Raw genomic sequence first — 13,854 nt, 5'->3', positions numbered from 1 at the left:
AATTGAGCTATTGCTCGCATAACAAGTTGCCGCATGAAATTAGGAAACTCATTTTTCCTCAACTGGTTATGGTAAGGCTTGTATGCCACGGCACCTTCAGGGCTCAAGCACATCCCATTGAATTGTCGCAGTAAATCCGCAATGGAAGTGCAGTTTCCTTTGCTTAACGCGGCCACTAAGCTAATGACTAGCTGCTCGGGTAATATCGCCCGACACCGTTTCATCAGGCCTGTACTTTTCGCCATTTTTTGGAGGGTGTCAGCATTAAAGAATTGCTTAAATTGCTTCTGTAAGGAGATAATCGTCATCGGCTTCACTATTGATGTAGGTAGTTTGTTTGGCGACGATTATCTGATCATAAATGAAGCCTTTTTTCTATCTAAATAAATAAGTTAGCTCTTAAGATCCTGTCTATGAGTGCTTGCTAGTTAGCTCTTAAACGTACTCGCAATATCTTTCAATGAAGCTGCTAACTGAGCTTGTTCTTTGGCTGTTGCAGCTATTTGCGTTGCACCTGTCGTAGATTCTGTCGACTTCTGCTCTACTGCCATTACGTTCTGAGCAATGTCTTGAGTCACTACCGCTTGCTCTTCGGTAGCGGTTGCGATCTGCTCTGTCATGCTAAAGATCTCGCTTACCGATGCTGAGATACCTTGTAAGGTGTGTTCCACCTCTTTTGAATCCTCAACCGCTTTAGACGACATCTTCTGGCTGTTATCAATCACATTAAACGCGGTTTGCACATCAGACTGTAGCGAGCTGATGAAACCTTCAATTTCAGCTGTCGATTGTTGAGTACGCTGCGCTAGCGTGCGAACTTCATCGGCGACGACTGCGAAACCACGGCCTTGCTCACCCGCACGAGCCGCTTCAATTGCCGCGTTCAACGCAAGTAAGTTGGTTTGTTCTGCTACCGACTTAATCACATCAATCACACTGTTAATGTTGTTGCTGCTTTCGTGTAGGTGCGTGATCTTTTCAGCGAGGTCATTAATTTCAGATGCCAGTTTTTCAATCGAGTGATAAGAATCCTGAACTGTACTCAAACCTTCTTGTGACTGCTCATCGACCATTTTAGCGGAGCTAGCTGTCTGCTGTGTTTTCGCCGCGACTTCGTTCACCGTTGCCGATAGCTCTTCTGTCGCCGTTGCAACCAAGCCAATTTGGTCTTGTTGTTGCACTAGCGTGTTCGAATTGTAGTGACAGGTTTGTGAGGTTTCTTCAGCGGCAGAAGCCAAGGTCAAACTCGACTGAGACAAGTTATCGATGACATTCGAAAACTTCTCTAGCGTTTCGTTGAGTGCAGAAGAGATCAGTCCAAGCTCGCTGTTGCCAACGAACTTAGCACGAACTGTTAAGTCGTTGTCATTACGAACCTTAGACAGCATCACTGTAAGATCTTTTACTCTCATCGTCAGGTCGCTGATCGCCTTATAGCTCACGAAGGTCGCGAACAATGTAATCAAGACAAACAGACCAATACTCATCATCATCGCAGACTGCGCCTCTGACATTTTTTTCTCCGTCAGTGCAATAAGTGAATCTGCTAAGTGGTTTTCTGTTTTCTTCAGCTGAACAATACGAGCGGTAGATTGCGAGAACCAGTACACAGGGTCAACATCAAAGCCGCTCATCTTAGATTCAGCCAAACCACGAAGCTTTTCTACTTCTGCCACCGAACGATCATTCAATTGCTGTTCAAAAAAACGAACATTAGCTGGGTTGCTCAATACCTCAAAGTTTGAGAAGTAGGTATTTTGCTCAGTCACCAAAGAGATGAATTTAACCAACATGCCTGGGCCAAATTCATTTTTAGAGAAGGTATTATTTAGGACAGCACGCTCGATACCCGCTCGCTCTTTACCTTGTAAAAAGTTGTAGTAAGCGATGGTTTCTGTGGTGATGGCAGCATCAGAGCTAAGCTCAGCAATTAACGCCGATACGCTCAGCAGCTTTGCATTCAGTTGGGTGTAGTAACCCAAAGCCTCAGACAGAGGAATCGATTGAGAATCCACTCGATTTCGAATAGAAGAAAGTTGATTAAGGCTTTGGCTGATCTCTGTATTCAAACGGTTGATCTGTGGCAGTTCGATGTTAGCAGACTGCCAGTAATCGTTTCTTTGGTTGCGTCGGTTGTCAGCACTGGTTCTCTGCGAGGCTAATTCACTGACAAACTTGGTTCCTTGAGAACCAATAAAGCCAGCGGTCATGCCTCGCTCTTTTTGTAACTCATGCACTAACTCACTGTACACAACCGAAAGACGTGTCAGTTGGTTTAATGAAGACATTTCAGTCTTGGTTTCCACGCCCTTGGATATCGCTGAAACACTGAGCCAGAGAAACCCTAAGATCGGTAAAATAAGCAAGGCGATGATTTTTTGCTTAAAAGACATATCGGTTAATTTCATTTTTATTTCCTAGCAGCTAACAAATTTTTTCAGTCATCTAACTCGCACATTCTTAATAAGATGCGCCTCAATTGTGACTATATAATTATTCAACTTGATCAATGTGCATCAATTACCGTGCCACACAGATCGCGATGCGATGAAGGTAACATTTAACCTTACAAAATTCATTGATTTACCGATAAAACTGTTAGCTAAGCGACCTAACGATACCAAAAACACGTGCAACAACATTTTATTGACGTAAGCGACTGAAATATGACATATTTTAGCTACCCAAAAGGGGTAGGCCTGCACCAATTATGTGCTCAGAGAAAACGATATATTCAGAACTAACTATAGATTCAACGCTCACCAGCGATTGATTCACAACTAACCAACTCCTTATCTCTGCGCTTATTAACTGTCTATTCCTCGTTAACTAAATATGTATAATGCCGAATTATTAAAGTAGAGATTCGCAATAAATATGCGATAACAACTGAGAGATATTGTATGGATTGTCCCGCTTGCGAAGAACATATCGGTTGGGAATGGGTAGAAGAAGCGGCCATTGAACCCAATGAAGAATTCGATTGTCCAGAGTGCGAAGCAACATTGATGTACACCATCGATGAAGGCACCTATTACGGCGCTCAGCACAAGACCGTAGAAGTTATTGATGATTAAGATGATTTCCTGATGATCGGGATGTTTTATTAACTCTTTGATGTTCTAAGCCTGCGCAAAGCAGCTAAACACACCTTTACTAGAACGGGCGTTCAGCATAAAATATTGAACATATGTTCAGATTAATGAAGTAGATGTTATGGCTAAGACCGCTAAGTTCGATAGACAAGACGTAGTAGATAAAGCAACGAACCTGTATTGGGAAAAGGGCTTTCATGCGACTTCTATGCGTAACCTGCAAGACGTGATTGATATGCGTCCGGGCAGCATCTACGCTACGTTTGGCAGCAAAGAAGGTCTGTTTAAAGAAACGCTTGCTCGCTATACCGAACTTGGCATCCTTAATCTGAACCGCTTCCGCAGTGAAACCGAATCGCCTATCAAAGCGTTAGAAAACTTCGTAAAACGTGCGGTTGTCGAATCGAAACAGAGCGCACCAAACGGCATGTGTATGTTGGCTAAAACGGTCGCAGAGCTAACTGATGAACACGCAGAATTGTTAGCAGAAGCGAAGAAGTCACTTAAGATAATGGAAGGTGAGTTCGCCAAGCTGATTGCAGAATCACAAGAATTGGGTGAGATAAGCAAAGAGCGCGAACCGACTCAGCTTGCTCGTCATGTTCAGGTTCAAATCGCAGGCCTGCGTACCTACGCCAAAACCTGTGACGATATCGATTTACTCAACTCAATGGTTGAAGACGTATTTAAGTACCACCCTTTTTAGCGTCTGACCTGACTGATTGGGCACAATACAAAAAGACTCCACTTTCACCTTAACCGGCCTGAGCGGAGTCTTTTTAGTTTTGATCTAGTTAACTTTATAGATGATAAACTTTGCGGTTTAAGGATTACACCTTTCTCATGATCAACGCTTGCGCATTAAGCATCGCTTCCTTAGTACTGACATCTAAGGTTTTCACGTTCGCAAAGCGTTCAACTTCTTTAATCGCCACGTCGTGAGCAAAGATCACCAATCTCGCCCTTTCAATGTCTTTCTGGGTAATGCGATTGCCTATTCCGTTGGCACCCTGCGTTTCGACTTTAATCCGAACCCCAAGATGATGCGCCGCCTTTTCTAAGGATTTCGCTGCTAAGAAAGTGTGGGCAACTCCTGACGGACAAGAAGTAATCGCCAATACATCCGCTTGCCCCTCTTCCGTTACCGAGCCTCCCGTGAACTGATTAGAATTCACTTCACCTTCGACCACGTTCTTCTTCAGAAGAATTACGATAAGAGCCGTCGTTAGAGCACCTGCTAGTGTGCCGACGATATAGCCAATCTTACCATCAACCACTGGCAATACAATCCAGCCGCCCCATGGTGCATGGTTCACTACATGGAACATAAAGCCGACCACGTTCCCGACAATACCACCAGCAACAACCGCAGGCAGAACGCGCGCAGGATCAGCGGCTGCAAATGGGATCGCACCTTCACTAATGCCGATCATTCCCATAATGCCCGCAGCTTTTCCGGCTTCGCGTTCGTCTCGTTTGAACTTCTTAGGTGATATAAAAGTGGCAAGAGCCATGCCTAATGGTGGCGTACAGATCGCAATACCGACGCCGCCCATCAACCATGGTTGAGTATTCACCTGAGTTTGGGCAAACAGCGTTGCGACCTTATTGATCGGGCCGCCCATATCAAAGGCCGTCATCGCACCCAAAATGCTACCCAACACCACTTTTCCTGAGCCTGCCATGCCAGTTAGCATTTGGTTCATCTCTAGCATCACTTGGGCAATAGGAGAACCAATCACCCACATCACAGCCCCACAGGTAACAAAGGTACCGACTAGTGGATAGATGAAGATTGAGCTCAGCGAGATCATGCTGTCTGGCAGCTTGATCTTCTTGAGTAGATTAACCACAAAGCCCGCGAAAAAGCCGACCACGATCGCACCAAGGAAGCCGGTGTTGTATTGATTGACCGCGACCCAAGAACCAATCATGCCCGGTGCTAAACCCGGTTTGTCGGCCATTGAATACGCAATGTAACCACCGAGCACGGCGGTAAACAGGGTTAACCCTGCGATGCCCATTTGTGCGATGTCAGCCAGAACGCCACTCTCAGGCACTGCGCCATGACCCGACATCATTACCGACAAAGACAAAAGCACACCACCCGCGACCACGAATGGAATCATGTGTGAGGTGCCGTATAACAAGTGTTCTTTAAGGCGATTAAGAGATTGTGCCCAAGGGCTGAGTGGCTCGACATACACTTCATGATGGCTAGAGGCGTAACTATCGAACGATTCTAAATTGGCTTCGAGAAATAGCTCTTGAGCTTCCTCGACCGACTCCACCGCCTTTAATTTTGTAACAAAGCCATCTTCGATAAGTCTGGTCGAAATCTGAGCTAGTACCTCGATATGGTGGTCGTCGTGGTTGTCTGGCGAAGCGAGCATGAAGAACACGTCCGACAGTTCGCCGCCGTCTGCACCATAATCGATACCAGACCTGCTGATACCTACAGCGACAGCAGGTTTAGCGACGGCAGCACTTTTCGCGTGTGGAATGGCGATGCCATCGTCAAAGCCAGTATTACCGATGGCTTCACGCTTCCAGATGTCGTCAAGGAATTCACGTTTATTAGAGAGCTTACCGGCACGGTCGAGCAGTTCAACAAGCTCTTCAAATACCGCCTGTTTTGAGTCTGCTTGTAAATCTAAGCAGATGATCTCGGGCTCGATAATGTTGGTGATATCCATATGCTGCTCTGCCTCGCCTGATTTCAGACTGAAGTAATTACGTAAGTGATAAGGTTAATAAGATGAAAAGATTAACGGTGTGAAGGCACTCAATATATAGGACGAAAGGTGCATTAACTGGATTATTGTAACCAAGAACTCAGAGTGTGACTTTCACCTTGGAATAAAAAACGCCAATCCATAAAATCCACAGAACCCATAACAATATCGTCCCTCCGCCATGCGAGCTTTCCATACTGGAGTTCCCATGCAAGATAGCTTTTCCAAGGTAACTTCTGAAAGGTAGCTTATGTAACGTAACAGGGACGAGATTAAGCCGAGAATAATAATGAGAATTGTAGCGGTAACTGCGTGCCCTACAGGCATTGCGCACACCTACATGGCAGCTGATGCTCTAAATAAAACAGCCCCTAAGTTCAACGTTTCAATCAAGGTTGAGACGCAAGGCGCTATGGGTATTGAAAACTTACTGACCGCCCAAGATATTACTCTCGCAGACAAAGTATTAATCGTATCTGATATCGATATTGAACAACCAAGCCGGTTCGACCCAGCTAAAACCTTATTCATTCCCATGGAAGAGGTGTTGTTGAGTGTCGATAAAGTCTTTATTAAGCATTGTCGAACTTAAACTTTTCATGAACGAATATCAGATTACCTTCTTCGTTAACGATCCTGCCGCAAACTCACATGTCGCGCAGCCGCTGACTCGCTTAGCGAAGAAGTTCAAAAGCAACATCCGCATTATCAACATCACTCAAAATCGAACCGCTGATCTATCCAAATCCGTCGCGATGCTGCAAGTAGGTTTACTTCGTGGTGACTTGTGTCAGATAACCGCGGTTGGGATTGATGCGGAGCTGGTCTGTTTCGTTCTCAAAGATGTAATTGCTGAGCATTACAACATGGTTGGGTCACAAGTGAACCATGAATTCTCTAAAGATTTAATCCAGCGAATGCCACAAATATGCCCGCCTTGTGACATCAAATGGCACCACGCTAAGGCGCAAACCCAACTGACCAAATTTGAGTGCTTAAAAGGGCTCGCTCACCTAGTGTATCCGGAAGATCCGGATGAGTTGATTCTGGCATTTATTAAGCGGGAGGAACGCTCTTCAACCTGCGTGTCACCGGGTATCGCACTGCCGCATGTGATGTTTGAATCGACTCAAGATCTCTCAATTGCCGTTATTGTCAGTGACGACCCGATTGACTGGGCATCACGTATTGGCGAAGTGCATGTAGCTATTGCTTTGGTATTGCCAACCAAGCCACAGCGAGAGCACATTGTGGCGGCGACCAACCTAACTCGAAACCTACTTCACGATCAGGTCAATGAACGTCTGCAAAAGACTCGAAGCAGTGTCGACCTACAAGCTCTTCTGATGTATATCTCTTCACGTCTGATTTGATTACCAGCTCGTTAGTTCTAGATGGATCCTCGATATTCAGTCGGGGTTCTTCCGGTGCGGTTTTTGAATACTCGGCAGAAGTAATTCACATCCTTAAAGCCACAACGTACCGACACTTCATTGAGCTTGAAATTGTATTTCTTGAGCATGAACTTGGCGCGGTCGATTCGCACACGTGTAATATATTCAGCCAGCGTCATGTGGCCTTGTTGACGAAACATTCGCGACAAATGGTTGGATGAAATACTAAAGCGCAAAGCGATGCTGTCTCGCGTTATCTGGCGGTGGAAATTCTCTTGGATATAGATACAGATCCCTTGATACACATCCTGTACGCGGCTGTGAGACTTCTCGACAGGCGCATCCAGCATCGTCTTGCTGTATTGAAGCAACGCTTGCAGCAATAATTCATCCATCGGCTGCTTGTTGCTCTCGCGCGCTAACGAGCTGAGCGCCTCCAAAATATTATCAATCGCAAAGCCAGAGCGAGTCTGAATACTATGCTTTTGGATATCGTAGAAGCTCTCTTCCCCTTTGCGCTTGCTCACCAAGCTTAAACCAAGCTGACGACGCCCAAACAACATACTCAGTACCGAACAATCAGTATCCCAGTTCGGCTTGTTCCAACAGTTAGGCGGGATGAAAATCGCATCCCCTGCTTTCGCAACAACATTGGTGATCTTGCGATCATGACTCTCCATTTCATTAATATACTCACCGTCGAGCACCAGCTCTAAACGCGGAAAGTTCACCTGATAACTGAATGCTGAAGGCGTGTGAAAATCTCCCGCAAACCAGATGTTATGAAACGGTTCTCGCTCGTTTAATACCGACGAGATTAGGTCATGAAATATCATTGTTTCGAACTCTTATAAGCAGCAATAAGGCTACGGGAATAGATATACTCCTTAGTGAAACATAGCGCTATTGAGCAAAATCACAATTTGAGATCTAGGTTACAAAAATCCAGTAGTGGAAATAAATCTCCAGTCTAAGGCCAGATTTAGAACACTGTTATCATGATAGAAAAATCAATCTAAGCCCTTATCAATAAAAGCGTTATAACCTCATAAAAGCTGTCAACACTCCCCCAAACAGGCACTCCTAACCGATCAAAATCACACTCCATTTATAAGGCAACAATCATCCAGTAAATGCATTTTTTCTTCACTACAGAAGGCAAGCCGTAGATTCCAGAATACCCCTAACAAAATAAAAACAGAGTAGGGGTTCATTATGATCACGACATTGATCAACCAAAATTTGATTAAGCTTTCGCTTAGCGCTAATTCAAAAGAAGACGTATTTGAAGAGCTGATCGAGGTGCTGTACGCACAAGGTCGAATTTCAGACAAAGCACAGTTCCTTACCGACATTAAAGCTCGTGAAGAACAAGGTAATACCGGATTTGAAGAAGGTATTGCTCTGCCACACGCGAAAAGCGCTGCGGTCATCAAACCCGCGGTTGTTATCGGTGTCCATCAACAGGGTATCGAGTACGGCGCCGATGACGGCCAGCCATCAAAACTGTTCTTCATGATTGCCTCTCCTGATGGCGGCGATAATCACCACATCGAAGTACTGGCAGAGCTTTCTTCAAAATTGATTGAAGAAGGTTTCATTGAAAACTTCATGAATGCTCAATCTGGACAAGCGGCATTAGAGCTACTGCTTACCAAACCTGAACCTGCTGAGACAGAAACCAATGTTGAGAAGCAAGGCTTCATCATTGGTGTGACAGGCTGCCCAGCTGGCGTCGCACACACATATTTAGCAGCCGAAGCACTAGAAAAAGGCGCGGCGGCTCTTGGCTACGACATCAAGGTCGAAACCAACGGTTCTATTGGCGTTAAGAACAGCCCAACTCGAGAAGAGATCGAACGCGCAGATGCGATTGTGGTGGCTTGTGACAAACAGGTCGACATGGCTCGCTTTGCCGGAAAATGCGTTATCAAAACCAACGTAAAAGCGCCAATCAAAGACGCGCAAGGCTTGATTAAGCAAGCACTCAACGCGCCAAGCTACCAAGCAGAACAAGCACCGACCAACCAATCTGTTGCAGAGAAAGCCTCGCAAGCACGTTCAGACCTTTACCGTTACTTGATGAATGGCGTATCTCACATGATCCCATTCGTGGTGACGGGCGGTCTTTTGATTGCCCTAGCACTAGCCATTGGCGGTGAGCCGAGTGAATCTGGCATGGCAATTCCTGCTGGCAGCATGTGGAACCAAATCCTAGAGGTGGGTGTGGTGGCCTTCACCCTGATGATCCCAATCTTGGCTGGCTACATTGCTTACGCGATTGCTGACCGCCCTGCCCTAACCCCTGGCTTAATTGGCGGCTGGATTGCCAACAACGGTTCTTTCTATGGCGCTGACGCAGGTACTGGCTTCATTGGCGCAATCATCGCGGGTTTATTAGTGGGTTACTTCGTTAAATGGATTACTTCGTTTAACTACCACAAATTCGTTCAACCGCTTGTGCCTATCATGATCGCTCCGATCACTGGCTCTTTGTTCATCGCAGGTTTGTTCATTTTTGTTATTGGCGCACCTATCGCTGGGCTGATGGATGCTCTTACTGCACTGCTAACCAGCATGAGTACAGGCAACGTGGTTCTGCTTGGTATTGTCCTTGGTGGCATGGCCGGCTTTGATATGGGCGGCCCGTTCAACAAGGTGGCGTTCCTATTCTCAGTCGGCATGATTGCCAGCGGTCAAACTCAGTTCATGGGTGCAATGGCGTGTGCAATCCCTGTCGCTCCCCTTGGTATGGCTATCGCAACCAGACTTGGCCGTAAGTTCGACCTATTCGAATCTTCTGAGATTGAAGCAGGTAAAGCAGCAGGCGCGATGGGCTTGGTGGGTATCTCTGAAGGTGCGATTCCATTCGCGGCTCAAGATCCAATGTCAGTTATCCCAGCCAACGTGCTTGGCTCAATGACTGCTGCGGTAATGGCGTTCTCATTTGGCATCACCAACAGCGTTGCTCACGGTGGCCCTGTTGTGGCTCTGCTCGGCGCAATGAACTACCCAATGCTGGCACTGCTGTGCATGGCATCAGGTGCAGGTGTGACTGCGGTTACTTGTATCGCGCTTAAAAATCTACGCAAAGCCAAGCTAGCAACAGCAGCGGCTTAAGCCATTTCAACTCCAATGGCTTGAGCCCACTCTAGTCTCGCATTTCATTAAGCCGAGTAGAGCTCAAGCCATGTTTCCCTTCATGGTGATTTCGATGTCTGATTTTTCTTTAGCGAACGATTCGTTCGTCCAACGTTTTTTCTACCCTATGACTAACGTGATTCAGAACTACGCATGGGGTAGCCCTTCTTCGTTCAGCCAACTGTTTGGTACTGATAACCAGTCTGGTGAGCCGCAAGCGGAGATCTGGATGGGTGCTCACCCTAATGGTTGTTCGATGGTCACTGACAATGGTCAGCAAACCACGTTGTCGAACCTTATTTCCAAGAACCTAAACCTGTTTCTAAGTGAGAAAGTCGCAAGTCGTTTTGGTGAACTTCCGTATCTGTTTAAGGTATTAGCGGCTGAGAAAGCGCTCTCTGTTCAAGTTCACCCGAACAAGCAGCAAGCCGAATCTGGCTATGCTCTTGAAGAGCAGCAAGGCATTCCGATGACGGCTGGCAACCGCAACTACAAGGATCCCAACCACAAGCCGGAGCTGGTGTATGCATTAACCGACTACACCGCGATGAATGGCTTTAGGTCGATCAACGAGATCCTTGAACACTTCCATTATCTCGACATTGCAGAGCTTCATTCGATGGTTAACGATCTCGCGGGCGACCAAACGCCCAATGGATTAGCCAGCTTCTTCGCGAGCTTATTGTCTTTGCAAGGTGAACAAAAAGGCATGGCGCTGACCATGTTGCTGATGAAGGCCAAGCTTTCTGATGCACCCGTGTTCCAGTTGATTTCAGAATTAGAACAGCAGTATCCAGGGGATGTCGGCCTGTTTGCTCCGCTGCTATTGAACGTGCTCACCTTAAAGCCCGGACAAGCCATGTATCTGGATGCCGAGACACCTCACGCTTACATTAAAGGTACGGGCTTAGAAGTGATGGCGAATTCAGACAATGTACTCCGCGCAGGGTTGACGCCTAAGTACATGGATATCAATGAATTAGTCTCTTGTACTCAATTCAATGAAAAGCCTGCGGATAGATTACTGCTCAGCCCGATTGAGCAAGGTGATGTGATGGAATATCAAATTCCAGTCGAAGATTTTAAGTTCTCTATCGTGCAAAACTCACATCAGAGGAAGATCACTACCGAAGGTGCCGAGATCCTACTGCCACTCGATGAATCCATGGTGCTAACCCATCAATGTGGTGAAACCTGCGTAATAGAGAAAGGCCAATCGGTGTTCATTCCCGCTTACGCTGAGAGTTACAAACTCGATTGCGTTGGACGCGTGGCGCGTGCTTACAGTTAGCTCTCCCGAGTAGATACAAACACTGATCATGCCCTGCTTTGCGGGGCATTTTTCTTCCTACAGAAAGTTATTTCAACACCGAAGTACACCATTAAATATGACTCATCTCACACTGGATGAATGATGCAAATCACACTTAATTTTGCTTGGTACAAATGTACAGTGAAGGGCTTTTATTTGCTATTTCGCGAATCGGGTTAATCCATTAATTTTAATTCAAGAACTTCAATAGTGAATGAGTTAATAAATGATCACACAGCTAACTAACGTCAACTTAATTAATAACAACCTTCAAGCGAATAATAAAAAAGAACTGTTTGAAGAATTGGCAAGCATGTTATTTGAGAACAACCGAATCAGTAATAAAGAAGCCTTCTTGGCAGACATCGAAATTCGTGAATCTCAAAGCATTACCTCGATGGACGGCATCGCTTACCCACACTCAAAAAGCAAGGCGGTCACTGAGCCGGCAATCGCTGTCGGTGTAAAGTGCGAAGGCATCGAATATGGCGATGAAGACGGCATTAATCCAACCGTATTTTTTATGATTGCTTCACCAGACAACGGTGCTGACCATCATATTTATGTATTACAAGAACTATTTGGAAAATTCAGCGATGAATTTATTCAAGATATCCATAACGCAAAAGACGAACAACAGATCCTTAATATTTTAATTAATTCATAAGGCATAGAAAATTATGAGCACCCTAACAACTCAAGCTACGAATACTAATAATAAAAACAGTAGTAGCGACTTTAAAAAACTCCTTAGTACCATGAAAGGCCACCTGCTTTTCGGAACCTCACACATGCTGCCTTTCATCGTAGCCGGTGGTGTTCTGTTGGCGTTAGCGGTAATGGCATCAGGCAAAGGTGCCGTACCAGCAGACGGCTTGCTGGCAGACATCTCTAATATCGGTATCAAAGGCCTTGTTCTTTTCCCAATCATTCTTGGCGGCTTTATTGGTTACTCAATTGCAGATAAACCAGCACTAGCACCTGCGATGATCTCTTCTGGCATCATGGCTGACATGGGCGGCGGCTTCCTTGGCTGTATCGTGGCAGGCTTTATCGCCGGTGGCGTGGTGTTCCAACTTAAGAAGATCCCACTTTCTGCGAACATGACGGCTCTAGGTGCGTACTTCATCTACCCGCTTCTAGGTACGTTAATCTCTGCAGGTATCGTACTGTGGGGCATCGGTGAGCCAATCAAACTGTTCATGTATTCAATGAACGAGTTCCTAGCTTCAATGGCTGGTGCATCTAAGATGGTTCTGGGCACAATCCTTGGCGGTATGACGGCGTTTGATATGGGCGGCCCTATCAACAAAGTCGCGACCCTATTTGCTCAAACTCAAGTAGACACACAACCTTGGCTAATGGGCGGCGTTGGCATCGCGATTTGTACTCCACCTCTAGGCATGGCGTTGGCAACTTTCCTATTCAAAAACAAGTTCTCTAAACAAGAGCAAGAAGCAGGTAAAGCAGCAGCAATCATGGGCTCTATCGGTATCTCTGAAGGGGCTATCCCATTTGCAGCGAATGACCCAATGCGCGTACTTCCTTCAATCGTTGCCGGTGGTATCGTGGGCTGTGTATTCGGCTTCATGACAGACGTTCTACTGCACGCACCGTGGGGCGGTCTAATCACGGCGCCAGTATCAAGCAACATTCCAATGTACGTCGTCGGTATTGCGCTTGGCTCGCTAACCACAGCGGTTATCGTTGGCTTCTGGAAACCAGTCGCAGTAGAAACAGAAGATGACATGGTTGAAGCAGCGCCAGTTCAAGCTCAAACAGCACCTGTAGCAGGCGAAGGCGAGTACGACATCGTAGCAGTAACATGTTGCCCTTCAGGTGTTGCACACACCTTCATGGCAGCGAAAGCACTGGAAAAAGCAGGCTTAGCAGCAGGCCTTAAGATCAAGGTAGAAACTCAAGGTCAAAACGGTATTCAGAACCGCATCACCGACCTAGATGTAGCGAACGCGAAGCTAGTTATCTTAGCTCACGATATTCAAGTGAAAGACGCTCACCGCTTTGCTAACGCGAACGTGATTGAGTGTTCAACCAAAGAAGCAATGAAGAAAGCCGCGACTATGGTGGCTATTTAAAACCTGAAACAAGTTAGAAGATAAAATTACTACCCCCTAGTAACTAAAATCCCCATTCGTTTTGTCAGCGAATGGGGATTT

11 protein-coding genes and 1 pseudogene are annotated in these 13,854 nt (G+C 46.1%); 8 read left to right on the top strand and 4 right to left on the bottom strand.

Features of this window, described 5'->3' with window-relative positions:
* Positions 1-308, bottom strand: a pseudogene (locus AB6F11_RS13485) (IS4 family transposase); the annotation flags it as partial.
* Between the two features lie 120 nt (positions 309-428).
* Positions 429-2,408 (bottom strand): methyl-accepting chemotaxis protein, encoded by a 1,980-nt coding sequence (locus AB6F11_RS13480; RefSeq protein WP_102393940.1) that lies wholly within the window; start codon positions 2,406-2,408, stop codon positions 429-431.
* A 495-nt stretch (positions 2,409-2,903) separates the two neighbouring features.
* Between AB6F11_RS13480 and AB6F11_RS13475 the strand changes: the two genes are divergently transcribed.
* Complete coding sequence (locus tag AB6F11_RS13475; RefSeq protein ID WP_017061661.1) at positions 2,904-3,077, top strand: hypothetical protein; 174 nt, start codon at positions 2,904-2,906, stop codon at positions 3,075-3,077.
* Between the two features lie 139 nt (positions 3,078-3,216).
* The gene (locus AB6F11_RS13470) at positions 3,217-3,801 is read left to right on the top strand and encodes a TetR/AcrR family transcriptional regulator (RefSeq protein WP_017087226.1); all 585 of its coding nucleotides are present in this window, start codon (positions 3,217-3,219) and stop codon (positions 3,799-3,801) included.
* A gap of 124 nt (positions 3,802-3,925) precedes the next feature.
* Here AB6F11_RS13470 and AB6F11_RS13465 read toward each other — a convergent pair whose 3' ends face one another.
* Positions 3,926-5,791 carry a fructose-specific PTS transporter subunit EIIC gene (locus AB6F11_RS13465; protein ID WP_102393941.1) on the bottom strand — a complete coding sequence of 622 codons (1,866 nt, stop codon included), beginning with the start codon at positions 5,789-5,791 and terminating at the stop codon, positions 3,926-3,928.
* Positions 5,792-6,119: 328 nt separating this feature from the next.
* On the opposite strand from AB6F11_RS13465, the gene AB6F11_RS13460 reads away from it, so the two are divergent.
* A complete protein-coding gene (locus AB6F11_RS13460) occupies positions 6,120-6,422 on the top strand; it encodes a PTS fructose transporter subunit IIB (RefSeq protein WP_017069788.1) in 303 nt (100 codons plus the stop codon).
* A gap of 7 nt (positions 6,423-6,429) precedes the next feature.
* The gene (locus AB6F11_RS13455; RefSeq protein ID WP_372179566.1) at positions 6,430-7,203 is read left to right on the top strand and encodes a PTS sugar transporter subunit IIA; all 774 of its coding nucleotides are present in this window, start codon (positions 6,430-6,432) and stop codon (positions 7,201-7,203) included.
* 17 nt (positions 7,204-7,220) lie between these two features.
* Here AB6F11_RS13455 and AB6F11_RS13450 read toward each other — a convergent pair whose 3' ends face one another.
* Entirely contained in the window at positions 7,221-8,060 is an 840-nt protein-coding gene (locus AB6F11_RS13450; protein WP_017061655.1) for a helix-turn-helix transcriptional regulator, read from the bottom strand.
* Between the two features lie 379 nt (positions 8,061-8,439).
* On the opposite strand from AB6F11_RS13450, the gene AB6F11_RS13445 reads away from it, so the two are divergent.
* The 4 genes from AB6F11_RS13445 (at position 8,440) to AB6F11_RS13430 (ending at position 13,773) form a co-directional block, all read left to right on the top strand.
* On the top strand, positions 8,440-10,344 hold the full coding sequence (locus tag AB6F11_RS13445; RefSeq protein WP_102393942.1) for a fructose-specific PTS transporter subunit EIIC: 1,905 nt from the start codon (positions 8,440-8,442) through the stop codon (positions 10,342-10,344).
* 94 nt (positions 10,345-10,438) lie between these two features.
* Positions 10,439-11,656, top strand: a complete 1,218-nt coding sequence (gene manA / locus AB6F11_RS13440) for a mannose-6-phosphate isomerase, class I (protein ID WP_102393943.1) — start codon at positions 10,439-10,441, stop codon at positions 11,654-11,656.
* Between the two features lie 247 nt (positions 11,657-11,903).
* Entirely contained in the window at positions 11,904-12,344 is a 441-nt protein-coding gene (locus tag AB6F11_RS13435) for a PTS sugar transporter subunit IIA (protein ID WP_017071406.1), read from the top strand.
* 13 nt (positions 12,345-12,357) lie between these two features.
* Positions 12,358-13,773, top strand: a complete 1,416-nt coding sequence (locus AB6F11_RS13430) for a fructose-specific PTS transporter subunit EIIC (protein ID WP_102393944.1) — start codon at positions 12,358-12,360, stop codon at positions 13,771-13,773.
* Positions 13,774-13,854 lie beyond the last annotated feature (81 nt).

The sequence above is a fragment of the Vibrio sp. 10N.247.311.14 genome (assembly GCF_041467715.1).
Lineage (GTDB): Bacteria > Pseudomonadota > Gammaproteobacteria > Enterobacterales > Vibrionaceae > Vibrio > Vibrio crassostreae_C.
Note: the sequence above shows the minus strand (reverse complement) of the source record. Positions and strands in the feature narration are given on the sequence as shown.

Excerpts from the sequence above, each read along its gene's own strand:
- AB6F11_RS13480 (WP_102393940.1), bottom strand. The coding sequence starts at position 2,408 with ATGAAATTAACCGATATGTCTTTTAAGCAAAAAATCATCGCCTTGCTT.
- AB6F11_RS13475 (WP_017061661.1), top strand. The coding sequence starts at position 2,904 with ATGGATTGTCCCGCTTGCGAAGAACATATCGGTTGGGAATGGGTAGAA.
- AB6F11_RS13470 (WP_017087226.1), top strand. The coding sequence starts at position 3,217 with ATGGCTAAGACCGCTAAGTTCGATAGACAAGACGTAGTAGATAAAGCA.
- AB6F11_RS13465 (WP_102393941.1), bottom strand. The coding sequence starts at position 5,791 with ATGGATATCACCAACATTATCGAGCCCGAGATCATCTGCTTAGATTTA.
- AB6F11_RS13460 (WP_017069788.1), top strand. The coding sequence starts at position 6,120 with ATGAGAATTGTAGCGGTAACTGCGTGCCCTACAGGCATTGCGCACACC.
- AB6F11_RS13455 (WP_372179566.1), top strand. The coding sequence starts at position 6,430 with ATGAACGAATATCAGATTACCTTCTTCGTTAACGATCCTGCCGCAAAC.
- AB6F11_RS13450 (WP_017061655.1), bottom strand. The coding sequence starts at position 8,060 with ATGATATTTCATGACCTAATCTCGTCGGTATTAAACGAGCGAGAACCG.
- AB6F11_RS13445 (WP_102393942.1), top strand. The coding sequence starts at position 8,440 with ATGATCACGACATTGATCAACCAAAATTTGATTAAGCTTTCGCTTAGC.
- manA (WP_102393943.1), top strand. The coding sequence starts at position 10,439 with ATGTCTGATTTTTCTTTAGCGAACGATTCGTTCGTCCAACGTTTTTTC.
- AB6F11_RS13435 (WP_017071406.1), top strand. The coding sequence starts at position 11,904 with ATGATCACACAGCTAACTAACGTCAACTTAATTAATAACAACCTTCAA.
- AB6F11_RS13430 (WP_102393944.1), top strand. The coding sequence starts at position 12,358 with ATGAGCACCCTAACAACTCAAGCTACGAATACTAATAATAAAAACAGT.